The organism is Serratia sp. CY83965 (assembly GCF_052166375.1).
GTDB lineage: Bacteria > Pseudomonadota > Gammaproteobacteria > Enterobacterales > Enterobacteriaceae > Serratia > Serratia marcescens.
Genome location: NZ_JBJNOV010000003.1, coordinates 543,381 through 564,125 on the forward strand (window position 1 = coordinate 543,381; position 20,745 = coordinate 564,125).

Here is a 20,745-nt window from a genome sequence, read left to right on the forward strand (position 1 = left end):
TCTCATCAATCTATTGATATATATTGGTTTTTTAAAATCTGCAATGTGGCATGCATCCTGCTTTTCTTTTTATAACCAAGCAAAGTTTTTCTATCGATAAATACTGAAAATAGTTATATAGGAAAGGCATAAATGACTGAGTCAGTGAAAGATCGCATCAACGTTTTCTGGTTTCTGCCGACCCACGGCGACGGCCGCTATCTGGGCACGGCGCAGGGCGGGCGCCCGGTGGACCTGCCTTATTTGCAGCAGGTAGCGCTGGCCGCCGACAACCTCGGCTATTACGGCGTGCTGATCCCAACCGGTAAAAGCTGCGAGGATTCCTGGCTGGTGGCGGCGGCGCTGGCGCCGATCACCCGCCGGTTGCGCTACCTGGTGGCGGTGCGCCCCGGTCTGCAGCCGCCGAGCCTGGCGGCGCGCATGGCGGCGACGCTGGATCGGCTGTCGGACGGACGCCTGCTGATCAATGTGGTAACCGGCGGCGATCCGGTGGAAAACAAAGGGGATGGCATCTTCCTCAGCCATGCCGAACGCTACGAGGTGACACAGGAATTTCTCACGGTGTATCAACGGCTGTTGAAAGGAGAGAAGGTGGACTTCAGCGGTAAGCATATTCGCGTCGAAGGCGCCGAATTGCTGTTCCCGCCGGTGCAGGAAAACGGCCCGCCGCTCTATTTCGGCGGCTCATCGCCGGAAGCGATCGATATCGCCGCCGGGCAGATCGACACCTACCTGACCTGGGGCGAGCCGCTGGCTCAGGTGGCGGAAAAGCTGGCGGCGGTGCGCCAGCGCGCCGAGCGGCAGGGGCGTAAACTCAGCTATGGCATTCGCCTGCACGTTATCGTGCGCGAAACTGAAGACGAAGCCTGGGCGGCGGCCGAGCGACTGATCGCGCATCTGGATGACGACACCATCGCGGCGGCGCAGCAGATCTTTGCTCGCATGGACTCCACCGGCCAGCGCCGCATGAGCGAGCTGCACGGCGGCTCGCGCGAGAGTCTGCGCATCGGCCCCAACCTGTGGGCCGGCGTCGGCCTGGTGCGCGGCGGCGCCGGCACCGCATTGGTGGGCAACCCGCAGCAGGTGGCGGCGCGCATACGCGAGTATCAGGCGCTGGGCATCGACAATTTCATCCTTTCCGGCTATCCGCATCTGGAAGAGGCTCACCGCTTCGCCGAGCTGGTGATGCCGCTGCTGCCGCTGGCGCAGTCGGCTCATCAGACGGCTCGCACGATCAATACCGGCCCGTTTGGCGAAACCATCGGCGGCGATCGTCGTCCCGCCCCGGCGCAGCGGGAGGGCTGATGGCGAAGCGTGCCCATATTATCGTTATCGGCGGCGGTTTCACCGGCGCGGCGCTGGCGATCCAGCTGGCGCGCGGAGCGGTGGATGTCACGGTGATCGAACCGCGCGCCGCGCCGGGCTATGGCGTGGCGTATTCGACCACCGATCCGACCCACCGCATCAACGTCCCGGCCGATAGGATGCAGCTGGCGGATGAACCGGCGGGGGATTTTGACCGCTGGTTCCGTCAGGGCGGCTGGCTGGCGGCCGATCCGCAGGCGTTATGGCGCGACGGTAAGGCCTATCCGCAGCGCGGCGCCTTCGGCCGCTATGTCGAGGAACGTTTTCATCAGGCGGCGCAGACGGGCCTGGCCCGCGTGCGGCACCTGCGCGATCGGGCGCAGCACCTGCAGCCGCAGGCGCAGGGCGCGTCCGTCATCACCGCCGGCGGCGAACGGCTGTGGGGTGATTATGTGGTGTTGGCGACCAGCCATCCGCCGCCTGCGCTGCCGCGGCAAATCGCCCCGGAACTGGCGCGCGACGCGCGGTTGATCGCCAATCCCTGGGCGGAGGGGGCGCTGGATGAGATTGAGCCCGATGAATCGTTGGCGATCGTCGGCAGCGGGCTGACGATGGCCGATGCGGTGGCGGCGTTGCACCGCCGCGGGCATCGCGGGCCGATTACCGCGTTCTCTCGTCACGGCCTGTTGCCGCGTGCCAATGCCGAAGGGGAGTACCCGACGTGGTCGTTTACCCCGCCATCCGGACTGCGTGACGGGGTGCGGCAGGTGCGCCTTGAGGTGGTGCGCGCCGCTGGGCAACGGGTGCCGTGGCAGGCGGTGTTGGACGCGGTGCGCGCCCAGGGCCAGCGTCTGTGGCAAGCATTGACGCTGACCGAACAGCAGCGCTTTCTGCGGCATCTGCGCGCCTATTGGGACGTGCACCGCTATCGCATTGCGCCGCAGGTGAGCACGCTGCTGGCGGAGCAACAGGCGGCGGGCACGCTGCAGGTATTGGCCGCTCGTCTGCGGCGGGCGGAACCCTCGCCGCAGGGCGTGCGCTTGACGATTCTGCCGCGCCAGGGCGCAGAGCGGGCGCTGCAGGCGCAGCGGCTGCTGATCGCTACGGGTCCGGCTCATGCCGGCCTGATCGCCGCCAGCCCGTTGCTCAGCTCGCTGGCTGAGCAGGGGGCGCTGCGCGCCGATCCGCTGGGATTGGGGCTGTGGGTCAATGCCGACAGCCAGGCGATCGGCGGCGACGGCCTTGCCAACCCGCGCCTGCTGGTGGCCGGCCCGGCGGCGCGCGGCCGCTTCGGCGAACTGATGGGGCTGCCGCAGGTGGCGGAACACGCCCAAAGCGTCGCGCAATACCTGTTGGCGCGATGTCCGGCTGCAAACTGATCGTCCATTCCCGTTTTTAACACCCTAAGACCCCCCATCCGGCCCGGCTTCGCCCGCGGCCGGCAGATAATTGTGGAGCTCGCTATGTCATCGCAACGTGAAATTCGTCTTAACGCTTTTGATATGAACTGCGTCGGCCATCAGTCGCCGGGGCTGTGGGCGCACCCGCGCGACCGTTCCTGGCAGTATAAGGATCTCGAATATTGGACCGATCTGGCGCGCCTGCTGGAACGCGGCAAGTTCGATGGATTGTTTATCGCCGACGTGCTGGGGATTTACGACGTGCTTAACGGCAGCGGCGACGCGGCGATCCGCCAGGCGACGCAGGTGCCGGTTAACGATCCGCTGGCGCTGGTGACGCCGATGGCGCTGGTTACCGAACATCTCGGCTTCGGGCTGACCGCCTCGCTGTCATTCGAGCACCCTTATCCTTTCGCCCGCAGATTGTCGACGCTTGATCACCTGACCAAGGGGCGCATCGGTTGGAATATCGTCACCTCTTACCTGGAGAGCGGCGCGCGCAATATTGGCCACCGGGCGCAGACCGATCACGATGCGCGCTACGACTACGCCGATGAATACCTGCAGGTGGTTTACAAGCTGCTGGAGGGCAGTTGGGAAGACGGCGCGATTTTGCGCGATCGTCAGCGGCGCATCTTCAGCGATCCGGCGAAAATTCATCCGATCAACCACAAAGGCGAGTTCTTCCAGGTGCCGGGCATTCACCTGAGCGAGCCTTCGCCGCAGCGCACGCCGGTGCTGTATCAGGCCGGCGCTTCCAGCCGCGGCAAGCAGTTTGCCGCGGAGCACGCCGAATGCGTGTTTGTCGCTTCTCCTTCGAAAACATTGCTGAAAAAAACCGTGGCCGATATCCGCCGCCGCGCCGCCGAGGCCGGGCGCGACCCGCGCAGCATTCTGATCTTCAACCTGCAGACGGTGATCGTCGGTGAAACTGACCGACAGGCGCAGGAAAAATGGCGGGAATACAAATCCTATACCAGCTACGAAGGCGCGCTGGCGCTGGTGTCTGGCTGGACCGGCATCGATTTCGGTCAGTATCAGCCGGATCAGGTGCTGAAGCATCTGCACACCAATGCCATTCAGTCGGCGGTGGAAACTTTCTCCAGCGCCGATCCCAGCCGTGAATGGACCGTACAGGGCATCGCCGAATGGGTCGGCATCGGCGGTTTCGGCCCGCTGTTGGTGGGCGGCCCGCAAACCGTGGCCGACGAACTGCAGGCGTGGGTGGAGGAAACGGATGTTGACGGTTTCAATTTGGCCTACGCCGTTACCCATGAAACCTTCACCGACGTGGTGGAACTGCTTGTCCCCGAGCTGCAAAAACGCGGAGCGTACAAGCGCGACTACACGGCGGGCACTCTGCGAGAAAAATTGTTCAATCAGGGGCCGCGCCTGGCGGAGCCGCACCCGGCGGTGGGCTACCGCTGGCCGGCCGGCGCGCCCTTGGCCGATGCACTGAGCGTCAAGTGAGGATGCGATGATAGAGATTGAAGGATTGCACAAGGCTTACCGCGCGCCGGACGGGCGACGGATTGAGGTGCTGAAGGGCGTTTCGCTGCAGGTGCCGGCCGGATCGATTACCGCCGTGGTCGGCCCCAGCGGGGCGGGCAAATCGACGCTGGCGAAATGCATCAGCCTGCTGGAACGGCCGAGCAGCGGCAGTATCCGGGTGAACGGCCAGGACTTGTCGCGGCTTGCGGGCGAGGCGCTGCGCAGGGAGCGGCGGGCGATAGGCACGGTGTTCCAGTCTTCCGCGCTGCTGCAGCGCAAAACCGCCTGGCAGAATGTGGCGCTGCCGTTGACCTATCTGGGCGTGGTGCCGCGCGATATCGACAAGCGGGTAAAGAGCCTGCTGGCGGCGGTGGGGTTGGCGGACAAGGCGGCGTTTTACCCGGCGCAGCTGTCCGGCGGCCAGCGCCAAAGGGTCGGCATCGCCCGCGCGCTGGCGCTGAATCCGTCGGTGCTGCTGGCGGATGAGGCCACCTCCGGGCTGGATCCGGACGCCACCGGGGCCATTCTCAGCCTGCTTAAACAGCTGCGCGATCGGTATGGCCTGTCGATCATCCTGATCACCCACGAGATGGATGCGGTGCGCGACGCCGCCGACGCGGTGGCCGAGATCCGCGACGGCGTGATTGTGCAGCAAGGGCCGGTGCGCGAGCTGTTGGCGGCGCCCGATTCCTCGCTGGGCCGCCGGTTGTTCCCGCTGAAGACGCTGGCGTCCGACGCCGCGCTGCGGCTGCAGGTAACCTATTCCGCCCGTCAGCCGGCGGCCTCCGACTGGATCAGCCGCATCAGCCGCCAACTCGACCTGCAGATCGATCTGCTGGGCGGCCACGTTGAAGTGGTGGGCGGCAGCCTGGCCGGGCGGTTGGAGATTGCGGTGCGTTTTGGCGGCATTTCGCGTTCGGCGGCTGAACTGCAGGGCGAGCTGCGGCGGTTGGGCATTCTCGCCGAGGTGCTGGAACAGCCGGCGGCCTTGCGGGAGGCGGTATGAAAAATCTGTCTGACAGCGTGATGAGCCAGGACACACCCTGGCGCGAGATCCATCGGTTGATGCTGCCGGCCTACGGCGAAACCTGGCTGATGGTCGGCATCGTGATGCTGTTTGTGGTGGCGATCGGCGGCGCCGTCGGCGTGGTGTTGTTCAACACCTCATCGCGCGGCTTGTTTCCGCGCCCGGCGCTGAATCGCGCGCTGAGCTGGTTGGTGAATATGGGCCGTTCGCTGCCGTTTCTGGTGCTGATGGCGGCGATTATTCCGTTCACCTTCTGGTTGACCGGCACCACCATCGGCATTCCGGCGGCGGTGATCCCGATGATCGTCGCCGGCATTCCGTTCTTCGGCCGGCTGGTGGAGAACGCGCTGCGCGAACTGCCGCCGGAGGTGACGGCGGTGGGGCTGGTGTCCGGCGGTTCGATCTGGCAGATAGTCACCCGCGCGCAGCTCAGCGAAGCGCTGCCGGCGATCGTCGCCGCCATCACGCTGAACGTCATCTCGATGATCGAGTATTCGGCCATCGCCGGCACCATTGGCGCGGGCGGCATCGGCTATCTGGCGGTGGTGTACGGCTACCAGCGTTTCGACAATCACATCATGATCGCCACCATTGTGGTGCTGATCGCCACGATTCAACTGATTCAGTTTATTGGTGACCGCTTGGTCGCCGCGTTGCGTCATCATCAGGAAACCTTTTAATCATGCCTAATCACGATTTTGAGATAGTGAAGAAGAAACGCTGGCCGTGGCCGGTGGGTATCGCGGCGGTGGCGATTATCGCCGCCGCGGTTTGGCACTTCAGCGCCCGCCAGCAGCAGACGGTGCAGTTCGGCAGCACGCTGAAAGTGCACTTTGAGCCGGCGATGGCCGGAGAGCAGCGGGTGATCGAGTACGTCGGCGAACATATCGCGCCGGATTACGGCCTCAGGCTGGAGGCGGTTGGCCTGCAGGATCCGGTGCAGGCCGATCGTGCGGTGGCGCAGGGGCAGTACGCCGCCACGATCTACCAGCACCAGTGGTGGCTAAAGCAGGTGGTGGATGCCAACGGTTTTAAGCTGACCCCGACGCTGCCGGTGTTTCAGTGGGCGTTTGGCATTTATTCCGACCGCTATACGTCGATCGCCGAGTTGCCGGACGGCGCGGAGATCGTGGTGCCCAACGACGGCGCCAATCAGGGGCAGGCGTTGTGGCTGCTGCAGCGCATTGGACTGATCGGGCTGGATCCGGCGATCGAGGCGCGCACCGCCAGGCTGAAAGACATTCGCGAGAACAAGCGCCATTTTAACTTCACGGAGTTGGATTTGCTGACCATGCCGCGCGCGCTGAATTCGGTAGATGCGGCCATTGGCTATGTGTCGCAGTTCGACGCCGGCAAGGTGCCGCGTGAGAAGGGCATCTTGTTCCCACCGGCGCCGAAAACCTTCGCTTCGCAGCTGGTGATTGGCACGCCCTATCTGCAGGACGAAAATATTCGCAAGCTGCAGCGGGCGTTTGCCGATCCCAGGTTGCAGGCGTGGCTGAAAAGCACCGACGACCCGCGGGTGAAAGGCGTGCTGGTGCCGGTCTCGGCAGAATAATCCCCGCCCGAAATGACCGTGATAAAGACCGGATTAACGCGCGTTAATCCGGCGTTTTTGTTACGCCGTAACGGTGTTTAATTTATTGATATTAATGATATTTATAGAAGAAATTGTTGTTTGTCGGCGTAATTTTTTCACCCTATAAACGAGGTGTCACCTGCCAATTACAACGAGGAAGCTATGAGTACCTTAAATATCGATACCGCGCCGCCGTTATCTGCGCCCATCGGCTCGGCCAGCGATGTGGCGCGTTTGATTAACCAGCGCAGCGAGAAAAATACCCATGCGCGCATGATCGTGCTGTTGGCGCTGGGCGGTGTTTTTCTCGATGCCTATGACCTGACCACGCTGTCTTACGGCATCGATGACGTGGTGCGTGAATTCAGCCTCAGCCCGCTGCTGACCGGGGTGGTAACTTCTTCGATCATGGTCGGGACCATTCTCGGCAACCTGGTCGGCGGCTGGTTGACCGATAAGTACGGCCGCTATCAGGTGTTTATGGCCGATATGCTGTTTTTTGTGGTTTCCGCCATCGCCGCCGGGCTGGCGCCCAACGTCTGGGTGCTGATCGGCGCGCGCTTTTTGATGGGTATCGGCGTCGGCATTGATTTGCCGGTGGCGATGGCCTATCTGGCCGAATTCTCCAAATTCACCGGCAAGGCCAACAAGGCGTCGCGCCTGGCGGCCTGGTGCCCGATGTGGTACGCCGCTTCGTCGGTGTGTTTTCTGATCATCTTTGCGCTCTATTTTCTATTGCCGGCCGAATATGCGAACTGGCTGTGGCGCGCCTCGTTGATTTTCGGCGCCGTGCCGGCGTTGCTGATCATCATGGTGCGCAGCAAGTTTATGAACGAGTCGCCGCTGTGGGCCGCTAACCAGGGCGATCTGAAAGAGGCGGCGCGCATCCTGCGCGAGTCATACGGCATTGCCGCCCATGAGGCGGAACCTGACGCCGCCCAACCGGCGGCGCCGCCGAAGGTCAGCTTCCGCGTGCTGTTCCGCAAGCCGTACCGCGAGCGCACTCTGGTCGCCAGCGTGATGAACGTTTGCATTTCCTTTGAATACACCGCCATCGCCTTCTTTCTGCCGTCGATTCTGGCGCAGTTTCTCGGCGCCGGGGTGTTTGAAACTATCTCCGCTTCGCTCGGGCTGAACGTGCTGTTCGCTTTTACCGGTGGCCTGCTCGGCATGCGTCTGGCATGGAAGTATCCGTCGCGCCACGTGGCGATCGCCGGATTCGCGCTGCAGTTTATCGCGCTGATTGCCCTGGCGTTGATCGGACATCCGCAGGCGGCGTTCGGCGTTGGGCTGGCGATCCTGATGTTGGGCCTATGGCTGTTCGCCGAAGGATTCGGCCCCGGCGCGCAGATGATGATTTACCCGGCGCTCTCTTACCCGACGGCGATCCGCGCCACCGGCGTCGGTTTCGGCCGTTCGCTGTCCGGTATCGGCAGCGCGCTGGCGCTGTTTATTCTGCCGATTTTGCAGGCGCGCTTCGGCACCGACATGTTTTGGATTGTTTCACTGGCGGCGGCGATCCCCATCGTCTTCCTGCTGATCATTCGCTTTGAACCGACGGCGCGCGATATCGACGATCTGGCCGATCGCGCTTAACCACAGAGGACACTGACATGACGCAACACCTGTTATCCACCGGAGCAGACTACGCACAGCTGGCCGCGCGTTTTCGGCCGATCTTCGCCGAAATCGCCGCCGGGGCGGTGGAGCGCGAGCTGTCGCGCACGCTGCCGCATGAACCGATCCGTTGGCTGAAAGAGGCGGGGTTCGGCAGGGTGCGCCTCCCGCGTGAAAAGGGCGGCGACGGCGCTTCGTTGCCGCAGCTGTTCGAACTGCTGGCCGAACTGGCGGAGGCGGACTCTAACCTGCCGCAGGCGCTGCGGGCGCATTTCGCCTTCGTGGAAGATCGGCTGAACGCGCCGGACGGCCCGGAGCGCGATCGCTGGTTCGAACGCTTTCTCGACGGCGAGCTGGTCGGCAGCGGTTGGACCGAGATCGGCGGCGTGAAGCTGGGGCAGGTCAATACCCGGGTAACACCGCAGGCCGACGGCTGGTCGCTCAACGGCGAGAAATTTTACAGCACCGGCAGTCTGTTTGCCGATTGGATCGACGTGTATGCCGAGCGCAGCGACAGCGGCGGCCCGGTGATCGCTTTGGTGAACGTCGCCCAGCCGGGCGTAGAGCGCGACGACGACTGGGACGGATTTGGCCAACGCACTACCGGCAGCGGCACCACGCGTTTTATTGATGCGCGGGTCGAGCAGGCGCACGTCTATGACTTTGCCGAGCGCTTCCGCTACCAAACTGCGTTCTATCAGCATGTGTTGCTGGCGACGCTGGCGGGGATCGGCCGCGCGGTGCTGCGAGACGTCGGCGAGGGCGTGAGGCAACGTAAAAGGATCTATAGCCACGGCAACGCCGGTTGGGTGAAGGACGACGTGCAGATCCAGCAGGTGGTGGGGCAAATCAGCGCCTGGGCCTATGCGGTTGAGGCGACGGTGCTAAAAGCGACTTCCTCGCTGCAGCAGGCTTACGAGGCGCATCGATCCGGCGATGAAGCGCTGCTGCAGGCGCTTAACGTGACGGCGGAGCTGGACGCCGCCAGGGCGCAGGTCATCGCCGGGGAGTGGGTGCAGCGCGCCGCCGGTGAATTGTTCAATGCGCTCGGCGCTTCAGATACCCGTACCGGCAAGGCGTTGGATCGCCACTGGCGCAATGCGCGCACGCTCTCTTCACATAATCCGGTGATCTACAAGGCGCGCAATATCGGTGACTGGGAAATTAACCGCCATACGCCGACCTTTATCTGGCAAATCGGCAGTGGCGGTTGAGGCCGAGGCCGAGGCTATTCCGTCCAAACCTGCGTGCTGCGCGGGCTGTCCATCTGATAATCCGAGTAGGGGCGGGTGAAGAACTCGCGCCCCAACTCGCGGGCGGCCCGCAGCGGGTTGCGCGGATCGCGGGCGATCTCGCCGCGCTGGTTGCCGGCGCCGTGCACCAGCCCGACGAAGGCGGAATGGGTGTAGCGGCTGAACTCCTGGATCTGATGCACGATGCCCAGCGCCGCGCCGGGATAAGTTTCTTCCGACGCCACCGCCAGCCCGATGCGTTTGCCGCTCATGCGTTGGTGCACCTGTTCCGCCTGAGGGTAGGCGTTGGAATAAAAGCTGAACGAGCGATCGAAAAAGGCCTTGGTTTGTGCCGACATGCCGTACCAGTAAATCGGCGTGCAAAATACCGCGCCGTCGGCCGGCAGGAAGTGCTCCAGGAACAGCTCGGCGTAGCGATCGGTCGGCGGCGGCGTATGGCGTTCATCGCTCAGGAAACCGCTCAGGTAATCGTCGAGAAAATGCAGGCTGGCGGAAGTGCCGGCTTCGGCGGCGCCCGCCATGATCGCCTGCGCCAGCGTGGCGCTGTTGCCGTCGCGGCGCGGGCTGCCGACCAGCACCACCAGGCGTTTGGATTGATGAGTTGTATTCATGTCATGTTCCTTGGTGTGAAGTGAACTCAGCCTTAATTTAGAGGCAAGCGTCCGCAGGCGACAAATGACGGTTTTTCTGCCAGGATGAACTCAACTCATCTCAAGAGGCTTCGCCATGTTCGCCACGCTGCCCGTCAACGCGTTACGCACCTTTGAATCCGCCGCTCGCCTGCGCAGCTTCAAGCTGGCGGCGGCCGAGCTGGCGGTGACGCCGACGGCGATTTCGCACCAGATCAAGGCGCTGGAACAGCAGCTGGGTTTTGCGCTGTTCGAGCGGGTGCCGCGCGGCGTGCGGCTGACGGCGAAGGGCGAAACGCTGTTTACCGGAGTGCATGGCGCGCTGCTGGACGTCGCCGCCACGCTTGAGGGCCTGCGGCCGCAGCCCAGCAGCGGCTCGCTGTGCGTCTCGGTCACGCACTCGTTCGCGGCGCTGTGGCTGGTGCCGCGCCTGGGACGTTTCTACCAGGCGCATCCGCACTATCTGGTGCGCCTGGAGGCCTGCGCCGAGGTGATCGACCTGCAGCAGGACGCCAGCGTGGATGTGGCGGTGCGCTACAGCCGCGCGCATTATCCCGCGCTGCATCAGGCGGCGCGGCTGGAGGAAAGCTTTGGCGTCTACGCCGCGCCGGGGCTGGCCGCCGCCGAACCGGAAAACCCGGTGCTGATCACCGTCAAGTGGGGGGATTCGGCGCTGTACGACAGCGGCTGGCATGACTGGTGCCGGGCCGCCGGCGTGGACTGGTGGCAGCGCCATGCGGCGATGCGCAGCTATCACGAGGAGCATTACGCCCTGCAGGCGGCGGTGGCCGGGCAGGGATGGGTGCTCGCCAGCTCGGTGATGGTGTCCGAGATGGTGGACAACGGTCTGCTGGTGGCGTACCGGCCGGAGGTGCGCGTACCGGGCGCCGCATACAGCGTGCTGTGCGCGCCGGGGCGCGAGCGGCACCCGCCGGTCAGGGCGTTTCTGGCCTGGCTGCGGCAGGAATTGCCGCAGGACAATGGCACGAAATAAAAGTTTTACCGTCCTAAGCTGTGGGAATATCAGCGAACTTTTGTTTTTACTTCACTGCGAGAACCTATCATGAGCCAGCCAAGAATCTCCGATTACCCGATTGACGCGCAATTTATCGAGCGCTGGTCGCCGCGCGCGATGACCAACGACGCCATCGACGATCAAACGCTGCTGAGCTTCTTTGAAGCAGCGCGCTGGTCGCCTTCGGCCTACAACATTCAGCCGTGGCGCTTTGCCTACAGCAAGCACGGCTCCGACAGCTGGGAGAACTACCTGGAGTTCCTGATCGACTTCAACCGCGGCTGGGCGCAACACGCCTCGGCGCTGGTGGTGATCGTCTCCAAAACCACCAGCCTGAACGGCGAGCGGCTGGTGGACAACCCGACCCATGCGTTCGACACCGGCGCGGCCTGGGCCAACCTGGCGCATCAGGCGCATCTGAAAGGCTGGCTGACCCACTGCATGAGCGGCATTCACCACGACAAGATCAAAGCGGCGTTGCAGCTGCCGGACGACTATGCGGTGCACGCTATGGTGGCGATCGGCAAACCGGGCGACAAAGCCCGCCTGCCGGATTTCCTGCAGGAGAAAGAAGCGCCGTCGGGCCGTCTGCCGCTCGGCAAGACCGTTAGCGAAGGGCTGAATTTCACGCTGTGATTGCCCGCTTTCTCGCAGGCCCGCTTGGCGGGCCTTTTTTATGCGGCGAGTAAAACTTAGGGAGTATGTTCTCGTTCGCTCATTCGATATATATTTTGTTATATAGCGATTGCGTGGTGAGGAGGAACCCGTGGGAGATCATTTTGGCAAAGGGCTGTTGGCGGGGTTAAAGGCGGAGAACCTGAAGCCGGAGGCGGAGCTGTCGCGTTTTTGCTCCGACTACAAGCGCGGTTTCGTGCTCGGCTATGCCCACCATTTGGCGCAGCGCTGCGGCGACGAGAACCGGGCGGCGTTCGAGGCCGGGCAGCTCAGCCGCGCCTATGGCCTCGGCAGCGAGCCGATGAGCGAGTTCTTCTCCGGCGGCGACAGCCGGTTGGCGGAGAAGTTTTTCCACGCCGGCTATAACCAGCCGACGCAGGGGTAGCGCCGGCGAGCCGTCAGGCGGCGCTCAGCACCGCCACCAAATACACGCATGCCTCATCGCTTTGGTTTTCAAAGCGGCAGTCCGCCGGTGGGCCGAGCTCCAGGCAGTCGCCCTCGGCCATTTCATGGCGCGCGTCGCCCTCAAGAAAGACCAGCTCGCCGGATAAAACCCAGATCAGCTGACGCTTGAAGGCGTACACCGACGCCGGCATCGGGATCGCCGCGCCGGCCGGCAGTTCGATGCGCACCAGATCGAGCGGCAGATCGGTGCGCGGCGACACGTGGCGCCGCACGTAGCCGCTCTCAGGATCGACCCACACCGGTTGATCTTCCCGGCGCAGCAGCCGGCCTTCTTGCGTTTCCGCCCGGGCGATCAGTTTGGACATGCTGAGGCCGAACGCCCCCGCCAGTCTGCCCAACAGCATCGCCGTCGGGCTGCTCTCGCCGCGCTCGATCTTATGCACCATCGCCCGTGAGACGCCCGCCCGTTCGGCCAGATCGGACAGCGACCAGTGGCGCGCCTCGCGTTCAATGCGAATGCGCGCGCCGATCAGCTGATTTAGATTGTCTAATTTAATATTCATATCGTAGTATTATAGTGGACAATTGGCCGGGGTAAACCATGATTATACGAAATGCGACGCTCAACGATAGCGCGGCGATTGCCGCTATCTATAACGACGCGGTGTTGAACAGCACCGCCATCTGGAATGAACAAACCGTGGATACGGCCAACCGTGCGGCGTGGATCGGCGAACGCCAGGCGGCGGGCTACCCGGTGCTGGTGGCGGTGAACGCCGCGGACGAGGCGATCGGCTATGCGTCGTTCGGCGACTGGCGCGCCTGGGATGGCTATCGCCATACCGTGGAACATTCGGTGTATGTTCATCAGGCGCATCGCGGCGCAGGGATTGGCAAGACGTTGCTGCTGGCGCTGATCGCACGGGCGCGGGAAATCGGCAAGCACGTGATGGTGGCCGGCATCGAATCCGGCAATCAGGCCTCGATTGAGCTGCATCTGGCGCTGGGGTTCCGCGAGGTGGGGCGCATGGAACAGGTGGGCGCCAAATTCGGCCAATGGCTGGATCTGACGTTCCTGCAGCTGACGCTCGACGAACGGGCGACGCCGCCCGCGCGCTGATCCCGGGAGACAGGGCGATGAATATGCTGTTACTGCTGATCGCGGCCGGGGTGGGGCTGGTGGTGCAGAATCTGCTGATGGTGCGCATTACCGAAAGCGTTTCGACCATCCTCATTACGCTGGTGATCAACTCCAGCGTCGGTTTGTTGTTGCTGGTGGGGTTGCTGCTGGCCAAAAACGGCCTCGGCGCGGTGGCGGAAGTGACCGGCGCCGCCAGGTGGTGGATGCTGTTGCCGGGGCTGCTGGGATCGCTGTTCGTGTTCGCCGGCATTCTGGGTTACCAGAAGTTGGGGGCGGCGGCGACCATCTCGATCCTGGTCGCCAGCCAGCTGTGCATGGGGCTGTTGGCGGACGTCTACCGCGCCGGCCCGGCGGCGCTGCGCGAGAATCTGCCGGCGCTGTTCGGCGCTCTGCTGCTGGTGGCGGGCGCCTATCTGGTGGCGAAACGCAGCTTTTGACGGCAACTGAAAGGCAAAAAGCCCGCTCGGGTCTCCCTGAGCGGGCTTCTCTAAATATGGCTCCTCTGACTGGGATCGCCTAAGCCAATAAGTGGCTAATATGTAAGCTAAACCTTAATCCAAGGTCTGTCAAGACCACCAGAATGACCACCAATTGTTGTGATAACGTCAGTGCAAGAGAGTAGCTAGGTTTAAGCCAGAACTAAGCGACGAACGATGTCTTATCTTAGTGGATGTGAGTAAGAAATGTGATGTCAATCAACTTTTGCAGTCTACTAAATAGCCTTTTTTTGATTTATTTTAATGACTTAATCCCTAACGTGTTGAATTTATATGCTTTTTTATTCATTTTGGCTTGAGATTGAAAATGAAATTTTAGGATGACTTGAAGGTGACTTTGGATTAAATTTTTAGTATGTAAAAATTTTGAAGGGACTCTAATGCATCCTCTTAAGATCCGGTTATTACCATCTGGTAATGGTGACTGTATATTGATCTCATCAGAAACGAGTTTTTTTCTTTTCGATGGTGGAACAGCTTCTTCTTACAAAGAATGGAAGAATGAAATTTTAACCTTACCAAAAATTGATGGTTTATTTATTACGCATATAGATAACGATCATATTAGCGGTATAATCAAACTTATACAAGAAAATGAGAATCATGCAGCACCTAATCTTATTGAAATAGGAGATGTATTCTATAACGGTGTGGAACAAATCTTAAAAGATAAAATTATCAATGACGTTTCAAATCAGAATGAATTTTTGCGGTTAAACGCTTACTTTGATACTAGTGTTCAGGGAAAAAATATTGGCTATAGTGAAGGTACAGGGTTGTCCTATCTTCTCAAAGAATTCGGTTACCCATTAAACCGTGGTTGCACTAATGGCAAGTTTTGTCGAGAAACCACACCAGGCTTATCATTATCTGGGATGGAAATTGATGTAATAGGTCCTAGTATTTCCGTTCTTGATAAAATGAAGAACGATTGGGATAATGAATTACAAAGACAACGCATTTCTAATCGCATATTAAATAAAATACACGCTCATTCTTTTGAAAAGTATGTGTCAAATATATATAGTGATGAGGATTTCGCGGGGGATATTTCATATAGTGTCAGAAAAAATCTGGATGCACTAGCAAACTCTCCTTATCATACTGATGACTCGCTGGCAAATCGATCAAGTATCTGTCTGCTTGCTGATTTTTCAGGAAAAAAAATTATGATGCTTGGTGATACTAACTGTGAAACAGTGATCGACTGGTTGAATAATAAAGCTATTTCTTGCTTGTCTGTTGATGCAATAAAAATTTCTCATCATGGTAGTAAAAAAAACATAAATAAAGAATTGATAAAAAGAGTAAAAACAAAGAATTATATAATATGCACTGATGGAAAGTTACATAAGCATCCTGACATGGAAGCTTTAGCAAGAATTGTGTATTATTCGACAGAGCAGGAGGTTTTCTTTCACTTCAATCATCGGCATGATTATCTGGATTATGACTTGTTATGTTCTATGCCGGGAAAAACGGTTTCATTTAATTTTTCCGGAGTTATACAAATATGAGTTTTCAAAATAAAAATGCTAGTTACTATATAATCGCTCAGTTTGATTCTGAAGGGTTTCTTATTTCTCGAGCTACGTCATTTAATTTAGATAATGAAAATATCATAACTGCTAGTCATTTTATAAAAGAATCTCCAGGGTGTGTTTTTAGAATATTTTTGACGCCTGATGACTATGGAAAATCAAATGGAAAAGTGGTTGAGCTAAAAAAAAATAGACCTGAACTAGATATTGCAATTTTTACATGCCCATGGAATTGCTTATCGTTAACTCCAAGTCTCGGTGGTTATACAATTCCAATTGGTGCTGAAGTTTATGTTAACGGCTATGCTGCTGAGAAAGGAAATATCCCCTCTCTGTTTTTCTCTGATATTGTTACTGATCTAAGGGCTATTGATACTTCAATCTACTGCTATGAAATTACGCAATGTAAAAAAAATACCATCACAAATTATTCTGGTGTATCTGGTGCACCACTTTTATATAAAGGCACCATAATAGGTATTGTTTTATTTCAGCAAAAAAATAACACACTTTATTGTGTATCACTTGAGAAAATAATACCGATAATATCATTGGATATAGGTAAGAATTATTTTCTTATCTCGGAAGAAGAAGTTGATTATTTAGCACCTAAATGTCCTAAAGAGCCGTTTAACCTTGTCTGTGAGATAAACACAAACTCGCCAATTACAAAAGGATTAAGTGTGCAGTTTTCCTTTAATCGATGGAATTTGAGTGAGTTCTCGAAAGAATTATCTGAATGGCTTGTTGATTATGTTATATCACCAAGTAAATTAATAGATTACGAGAATAGAACGCGAGCCGCGGTTAAAGTTGCTGAAAAACATTTTGTTAAAGTTAGTGAAAAGGAGTTTTTGGATCTTTTATTACATATAGCTATACGAAAAAGTTTCAAGACCATACCTGTAATAAATAAGATATTTACAGTTGGTAATGAACTTATACCTAGCTGCTCTCATGCAGTGATAAATAGTGGTAGGTTAGAGTTATGGCTTGGTGTTTCTGGGTATGAGAAAAACATAGCGGACGCCATATCTAATGTTAATGACACGATATCAAAACTAATAACCGCTGACAATATTTCAGAGAGGTTTAAATTAATAATTAATGATGTCAGTAAAGAATGGCCGTTATTTGAGAAATTAAAAAAACTTGGTGACAACTCATTATCATTAGACAAACGTGTCGATAAAATTATAGTGCCTGTTTTTATTTGCTATGAGGCTAGTATCGTCAAAGACTATAAAGATGAAGAAAGTTTCACTGATGCTTTTAAAAAGGAAATTTTAGAGCTTCAAAGTGGTTTTACTGAAAAATATAAGCATTCATTTATTGATAAAGTCGATATAAGGCTCTTCTCATTCCCTTTGGATTCATTTCAACAGATATTAGAAAGTTTTATTAAGGAATTATCATGACTAGTGAAAAAGGATTAGAAGTTTTTTTAAGGGGGCAATTAAATTCTGGTTCTATTGAACCACAGAGTTTTCTTCTAAATTTAGTTGAGCTACATAACACTCATAGTAGTGAAAGGAGTGTTCAAGATTTAATTATAAGGTGTCTTGAAAATCGGGAAGAGTTTAACGGATATGGCCATGTTTTAGATTATTTGCTTGAGGCTAGAGGGCTTTTCCCATATAAAAAATTCGATGACAACTTCAAAGATAAAATAACGGAAAGCATAGTAACATCGCCTTTAACTAATGCGGGAGGGGGAAGTAAATTATTCCATATCAAGCAGTTTGATGTATATCAGTTATTGATGAAACGAAAAAGTGTTATATTAAGTGCACCAACAAGCTTTGGGAAAACCCTTTTAGTTGAGGCATTAATTGCAACTAGAACGCTTTCAAATATAGTTATTGTAGTACCCACTCTTTCACTTATTGATGAACTTAAAAAGAAATTTCATAAGTACACAGTCGATAGCGATGAGTTTGTAGTGAAATATAAAATTATAACCCAAGTTAATCAAGCTCATGGAAAGAATAATATTTTTCTCTATACTCAAGAACGGGTAATTGAAAAGGAAGGGTTTCCTGTAATAGATTTTTTTGTAGTAGATGAGTTTTACAAATTGATGCCGCAAGGTATGGACGATTACAGAAGTGAACGCCTAAATATTGCATTTAAAAAATTACTATCATTGTGTAGTTTCTTTTATATGCTTGGTCCTAATATTAAAAACATTAATCCATTGACATTATCTAAGTTAGGATGTAGATACATTGATGAGTCTGATTTTATTACTGTAGCAACGAATGAGTATACCTTTACTATACCTCCAGGAAATGATACTGAGCGAGATATTACGAGAAATGAATATTTAAAGAAGGTAATGAATAATATTTCAGGAGAGCAAACGATTATTTATTGTAAATCTCCTAAAAGAGCCAGTGTTTTGGCTAATTTTTTGAGTGAAATTATTCCCCTAAAAAAAGAGCATGATCTCAATTCTCTATCCAACTGGCTTAAAGAGACTTTTCATCCAGATTGGTCTCAGTCTAAGATAATACAACATGGCATTTGTGCTCATCATGCTAAACTACCTCGTTCCATTGCGAGTCTTTTTGTTGATCTTTTTAATGAAAAACGTATTAATGTACTAGTTTGCACTTCAACTTTAATTGAAGGTGTAAATACTAATGCTAAAAATATCATAATTTATGACGATTGCATAACTAAACGAGTTCAGCTTGACTCTTTTACTTATAATAACATAGCTGGAAGAAGCGGCCGGATGTTCGAACATTTTGTAGGAAATGTATTTTTCTTCGGTGAAAAACCAACAGATGGTTTGAATCAAATTGATATACCAATTATTTCACATTCTGATAATGTACCCGACTCGTTGCTTCTTCACTATGATGAACCTTACTCTGAAAAAATAAAGGGGCGGCTTAATAAATATTTTGATCAGGATATTTTGAGTATTGATGTAATTACTAAAAATTCAGGGGTACCTCCAGAGGCACAATTAGAATTCGCAAATGATTTAATGGAGAATTTTCAGTCATGGCATAAGTTAATGTGTTGGAATAACATGCCGAACAGTGGTCAATTGAATCATATAAACAAAATTGCTGAGAAATACTTTAATATAAAAAGCTTTGCTTCTGGCGCTGTAAAAAGTGATGTCCAGTTATCTAGAAAAATTGTATCCATATTAAAAAATGAAACGTTAAAAGATATTATTGATCAGGATTACGAATACTTTAGTGAAGATGATGATAGTTTCACAATAGATGATGCAGTGTTAAGAAACTTTGATTTTAGACGTAAAATACTTGGACATTACTATCCTGTGATCATTAATGCTATTAATAATATTCAAGAATATGTTTTTACTAAGTTTGGATATAAAGCAGGAAATTATAAAGCCTTTATACTACGTGTTGAAAGCTTAAATGTCACGCCTTCACTTATGACGTTGGAAGAGTATGGTATACCAATATCTATATCTCTTAAAGCTAATAAAATTTGGAAAGTTAAAGATTCTGATAGTTTCGATGAGGCGATTGACAAAATAAAATCCTGCAGTTTATCTGATGATTTTAAATTAAGTGAATTAGAATTGAAAATTTTAGAAAGAAATATTGTTTTTTTATAAGAGGATATATTAATGAAAAAATGGCTTCAAACTCGACTAATAGATGAGGATTATGCATTTAATCCGGACTTTGCATTTTTAGGGACAGTTAACTGGATAAACTGTCTTGCTCAAAATTGCAATGTTTATTATCCTTTTGAGAGTAAGTTTATTCCTGAGTTACAGGAAAAATCTAAGTCTTTATCTATTTCTAATGAAAATAGAGTTTTTGAATACTTATTCATGGCACAGCATTCCTTAGTAGGATTAAACACAATAGTTGAAAATATTACTTTCCCCAGTGACGTGTGCAAATTATGTGTATATGCTTGGTATGATTGCATTCTAAATTCAATAAGAGCTATGGTAATATCTAACACCGGAATCATCCCACAAAATGAAATTCAACTTGAAAAATTGTGGTTCGAATTAGTCGAAGAATTTGATTTCATTCCGGTGCCTTTCAGGCTACAGATCAAAGATCTTACTGAACATAATGTTAAAAATGAAATTGAATCTCTGCGTAATGGAAACTCTTTTACGTTGAATAGTTTTGCTAGTAATAATGAACAAGCGTTTGGTGGATTGGTTTCATATTTAAGTGGGACTATTAAGTATTATGTTGATTGTGAAAAAAATAAACTTTTAGAAAGTGAATTGTTTATGTCCAAAAATATTTTAAATTTTAGAACTAATAAGGCCAAGGAGTATAGGGATACCCATTTGAGTAATTTAACAATCAGTTTCTTGTCATGCCTGACCAGATTTAAAGGGAAGGTGCTTGAGCGTGACTCAATATTTTTATCTTATGGTAATGTTCAGGATGAAAAAGTGACAAAAATGCTCAATGACTTATTGCTCGTTGCAAAATGTTTTTCTGATATTGCAGAGCAATTTTGTGCTAAAAATATAGACTCTAGTACATGGAGACTTTTCAAAGCTGATCTAGATGAAAACTCCAGGTTAACAGCTATTTTTTGAACTGGCAGGTTAAAAATAAATTATTTTTTAATTGGTATGGTTTATCTAACTCATAGAGGAGAGATGAATGTGAATGAAAATATTTTTATCTCAAAATTAGAGACGGCAATTAATGGTATTACTCATCCTCGTTTTTACGAATCAGAAAGAGGTTATCAAGGCGCTCTTGTTTCCGAATTGAATAAAATATTGCCAGATTTAGAGCTTAATGGCGCAATTGTTGAGCAGGAGTACCAAAAAAGAATTGAACAACATGGGATTAGAATTCGCCCTGATATAATAATCCATGTTCCTTTTGATAGTAATAATCATAACTCTCGCAGCGAGGGGAATTTTATAGCCATAGAGTTGAAGCTTGGTAGTAATTTAACTGAGAAACAGGCGGTTGCTGATTACTATAGCCTGGCATTAATGTGTGAGCATTTATCGTATCCTTTTGCATTGTTTATTGTAATTAATGGTAGTAGTACTTATTTTGAGAAATATTCTGGGCCTCACAAAGATAAAATTAAAGCATACATAATAAATCTAATTGATGGTGTTGTTGATTTTAGAAAAACAGAAAATCCATAGTTTTATTTAAGATGTTGTAAATATTAC

The 20,745-nt window shown here is 53.4% G+C and carries 20 protein-coding genes; 18 read left to right on the forward strand and 2 right to left on the reverse strand.

The features are described from left to right. Positions 1-132 precede the first annotated feature (132 nt). The 8 genes from ssuD to ACJ8PL_RS10590 all read left to right on the forward strand — a co-directional run bounded on the left by ssuD (position 133) and on the right by ACJ8PL_RS10590 (position 9,633). A complete protein-coding gene (gene ssuD / locus ACJ8PL_RS10555; RefSeq protein WP_197829818.1) occupies positions 133-1,305 on the forward strand; it encodes an FMNH2-dependent alkanesulfonate monooxygenase in 1,173 nt (390 codons plus the stop codon). Then, positions 1,305-2,684 carry an FAD/NAD(P)-binding protein gene (locus ACJ8PL_RS10560; protein WP_305178204.1) on the forward strand — a complete coding sequence of 460 codons (1,380 nt, stop codon included), beginning with the start codon at positions 1,305-1,307 and terminating at the stop codon, positions 2,682-2,684. Before ssuD ends, ACJ8PL_RS10560 begins: the two co-directional genes overlap by 1 nt. 84 nt (positions 2,685-2,768) lie before the next feature. Next, positions 2,769-4,175: an LLM class flavin-dependent oxidoreductase gene (locus ACJ8PL_RS10565; RefSeq protein ID WP_049300268.1), complete on the forward strand. Its 1,407-nt coding sequence runs from the start codon at positions 2,769-2,771 to the stop codon at positions 4,173-4,175. Positions 4,176-4,182: 7 nt separating this feature from the next. Further along, on the forward strand, positions 4,183-5,202 hold the full coding sequence (locus tag ACJ8PL_RS10570) for a methionine ABC transporter ATP-binding protein (RefSeq protein WP_110147160.1): 1,020 nt from the start codon (positions 4,183-4,185) through the stop codon (positions 5,200-5,202). Continuing rightward, positions 5,199-5,903 (forward strand): methionine ABC transporter permease, encoded by a 705-nt coding sequence (locus tag ACJ8PL_RS10575; RefSeq protein ID WP_016927110.1) that lies wholly within the window; start codon positions 5,199-5,201, stop codon positions 5,901-5,903. The genes ACJ8PL_RS10570 and ACJ8PL_RS10575 overlap by 4 nt, the downstream gene beginning before the upstream one ends. Before the next feature lie 2 nt (positions 5,904-5,905). Beyond that, the gene (locus tag ACJ8PL_RS10580) at positions 5,906-6,781 is read left to right on the forward strand and encodes a MetQ/NlpA family ABC transporter substrate-binding protein (protein WP_016927111.1); all 876 of its coding nucleotides are present in this window, start codon (positions 5,906-5,908) and stop codon (positions 6,779-6,781) included. Between the two features lie 183 nt (positions 6,782-6,964). Beyond that, entirely contained in the window at positions 6,965-8,398 is a 1,434-nt protein-coding gene (locus ACJ8PL_RS10585) for an MFS transporter (RefSeq protein ID WP_016927112.1), read from the forward strand. A 17-nt stretch (positions 8,399-8,415) separates the two neighbouring features. After that, entirely contained in the window at positions 8,416-9,633 is a 1,218-nt protein-coding gene (locus ACJ8PL_RS10590; protein ID WP_033639920.1) for an acyl-CoA dehydrogenase family protein, read from the forward strand. Positions 9,634-9,647: 14 nt separating this feature from the next. Here the strand turns inward: ACJ8PL_RS10590 and ACJ8PL_RS10595 are convergent, their stop codons facing one another. Beyond that, positions 9,648-10,283, reverse strand: a complete 636-nt coding sequence (locus tag ACJ8PL_RS10595; protein WP_033639921.1) for a flavodoxin family protein — start codon at positions 10,281-10,283, stop codon at positions 9,648-9,650. Between the two features lie 115 nt (positions 10,284-10,398). Between ACJ8PL_RS10595 and ACJ8PL_RS10600 the strand changes: the two genes are divergently transcribed. The 3 genes from ACJ8PL_RS10600 (at position 10,399) to ACJ8PL_RS10610 (ending at position 12,376) form a co-directional block, all read left to right on the forward strand. Beyond that, a complete protein-coding gene (locus ACJ8PL_RS10600) occupies positions 10,399-11,295 on the forward strand; it encodes a LysR substrate-binding domain-containing protein (RefSeq protein WP_110147157.1) in 897 nt (298 codons plus the stop codon). A gap of 69 nt (positions 11,296-11,364) precedes the next feature. Beyond that, positions 11,365-11,952 (forward strand): nitroreductase family protein, encoded by a 588-nt coding sequence (locus ACJ8PL_RS10605; RefSeq protein ID WP_015378412.1) that lies wholly within the window; start codon positions 11,365-11,367, stop codon positions 11,950-11,952. A gap of 130 nt (positions 11,953-12,082) precedes the next feature. After that, positions 12,083-12,376 (forward strand): DUF2623 family protein, encoded by a 294-nt coding sequence (locus ACJ8PL_RS10610; RefSeq protein ID WP_016927116.1) that lies wholly within the window; start codon positions 12,083-12,085, stop codon positions 12,374-12,376. Positions 12,377-12,389: 13 nt separating this feature from the next. Here ACJ8PL_RS10610 and ACJ8PL_RS10615 read toward each other — a convergent pair whose 3' ends face one another. Then, positions 12,390-12,959: a helix-turn-helix domain-containing protein gene (locus ACJ8PL_RS10615; protein WP_115436245.1), complete on the reverse strand. Its 570-nt coding sequence runs from the start codon at positions 12,957-12,959 to the stop codon at positions 12,390-12,392. A gap of 38 nt (positions 12,960-12,997) precedes the next feature. On the opposite strand from ACJ8PL_RS10615, the gene ACJ8PL_RS10620 reads away from it, so the two are divergent. From ACJ8PL_RS10620 to ACJ8PL_RS10650, 7 genes are all read left to right on the forward strand, one after another. Then, positions 12,998-13,516 carry a GNAT family N-acetyltransferase gene (locus ACJ8PL_RS10620; RefSeq protein WP_151254650.1) on the forward strand — a complete coding sequence of 173 codons (519 nt, stop codon included), beginning with the start codon at positions 12,998-13,000 and terminating at the stop codon, positions 13,514-13,516. A gap of 17 nt (positions 13,517-13,533) precedes the next feature. Continuing rightward, positions 13,534-13,974, forward strand: coding sequence for a DMT family transporter (locus tag ACJ8PL_RS10625; RefSeq protein ID WP_274872057.1), 441 nt, complete (start codon positions 13,534-13,536; stop codon positions 13,972-13,974). Between the two features lie 440 nt (positions 13,975-14,414). Further along, on the forward strand, positions 14,415-15,551 hold the full coding sequence (locus ACJ8PL_RS10630) for an MBL fold metallo-hydrolase (RefSeq protein ID WP_349402415.1): 1,137 nt from the start codon (positions 14,415-14,417) through the stop codon (positions 15,549-15,551). Beyond that, positions 15,548-16,993 carry a HamA C-terminal domain-containing protein gene (locus ACJ8PL_RS10635; RefSeq protein ID WP_442531159.1) on the forward strand — a complete coding sequence of 482 codons (1,446 nt, stop codon included), beginning with the start codon at positions 15,548-15,550 and terminating at the stop codon, positions 16,991-16,993. The genes ACJ8PL_RS10630 and ACJ8PL_RS10635 overlap by 4 nt, the downstream gene beginning before the upstream one ends. Further along, positions 16,990-19,185, forward strand: a complete 2,196-nt coding sequence (locus tag ACJ8PL_RS10640) for a DEAD/DEAH box helicase (protein WP_080528201.1) — start codon at positions 16,990-16,992, stop codon at positions 19,183-19,185. Before ACJ8PL_RS10635 ends, ACJ8PL_RS10640 begins: the two co-directional genes overlap by 4 nt. Before the next feature lie 12 nt (positions 19,186-19,197). Continuing rightward, positions 19,198-20,145 (forward strand): hypothetical protein, encoded by a 948-nt coding sequence (locus ACJ8PL_RS10645; RefSeq protein ID WP_442531160.1) that lies wholly within the window; start codon positions 19,198-19,200, stop codon positions 20,143-20,145. A gap of 69 nt (positions 20,146-20,214) precedes the next feature. Then, positions 20,215-20,718, forward strand: coding sequence for a hypothetical protein (locus ACJ8PL_RS10650; RefSeq protein WP_142925259.1), 504 nt, complete (start codon positions 20,215-20,217; stop codon positions 20,716-20,718). The last annotated feature ends 27 nt before the right edge of the window (positions 20,719-20,745 follow it).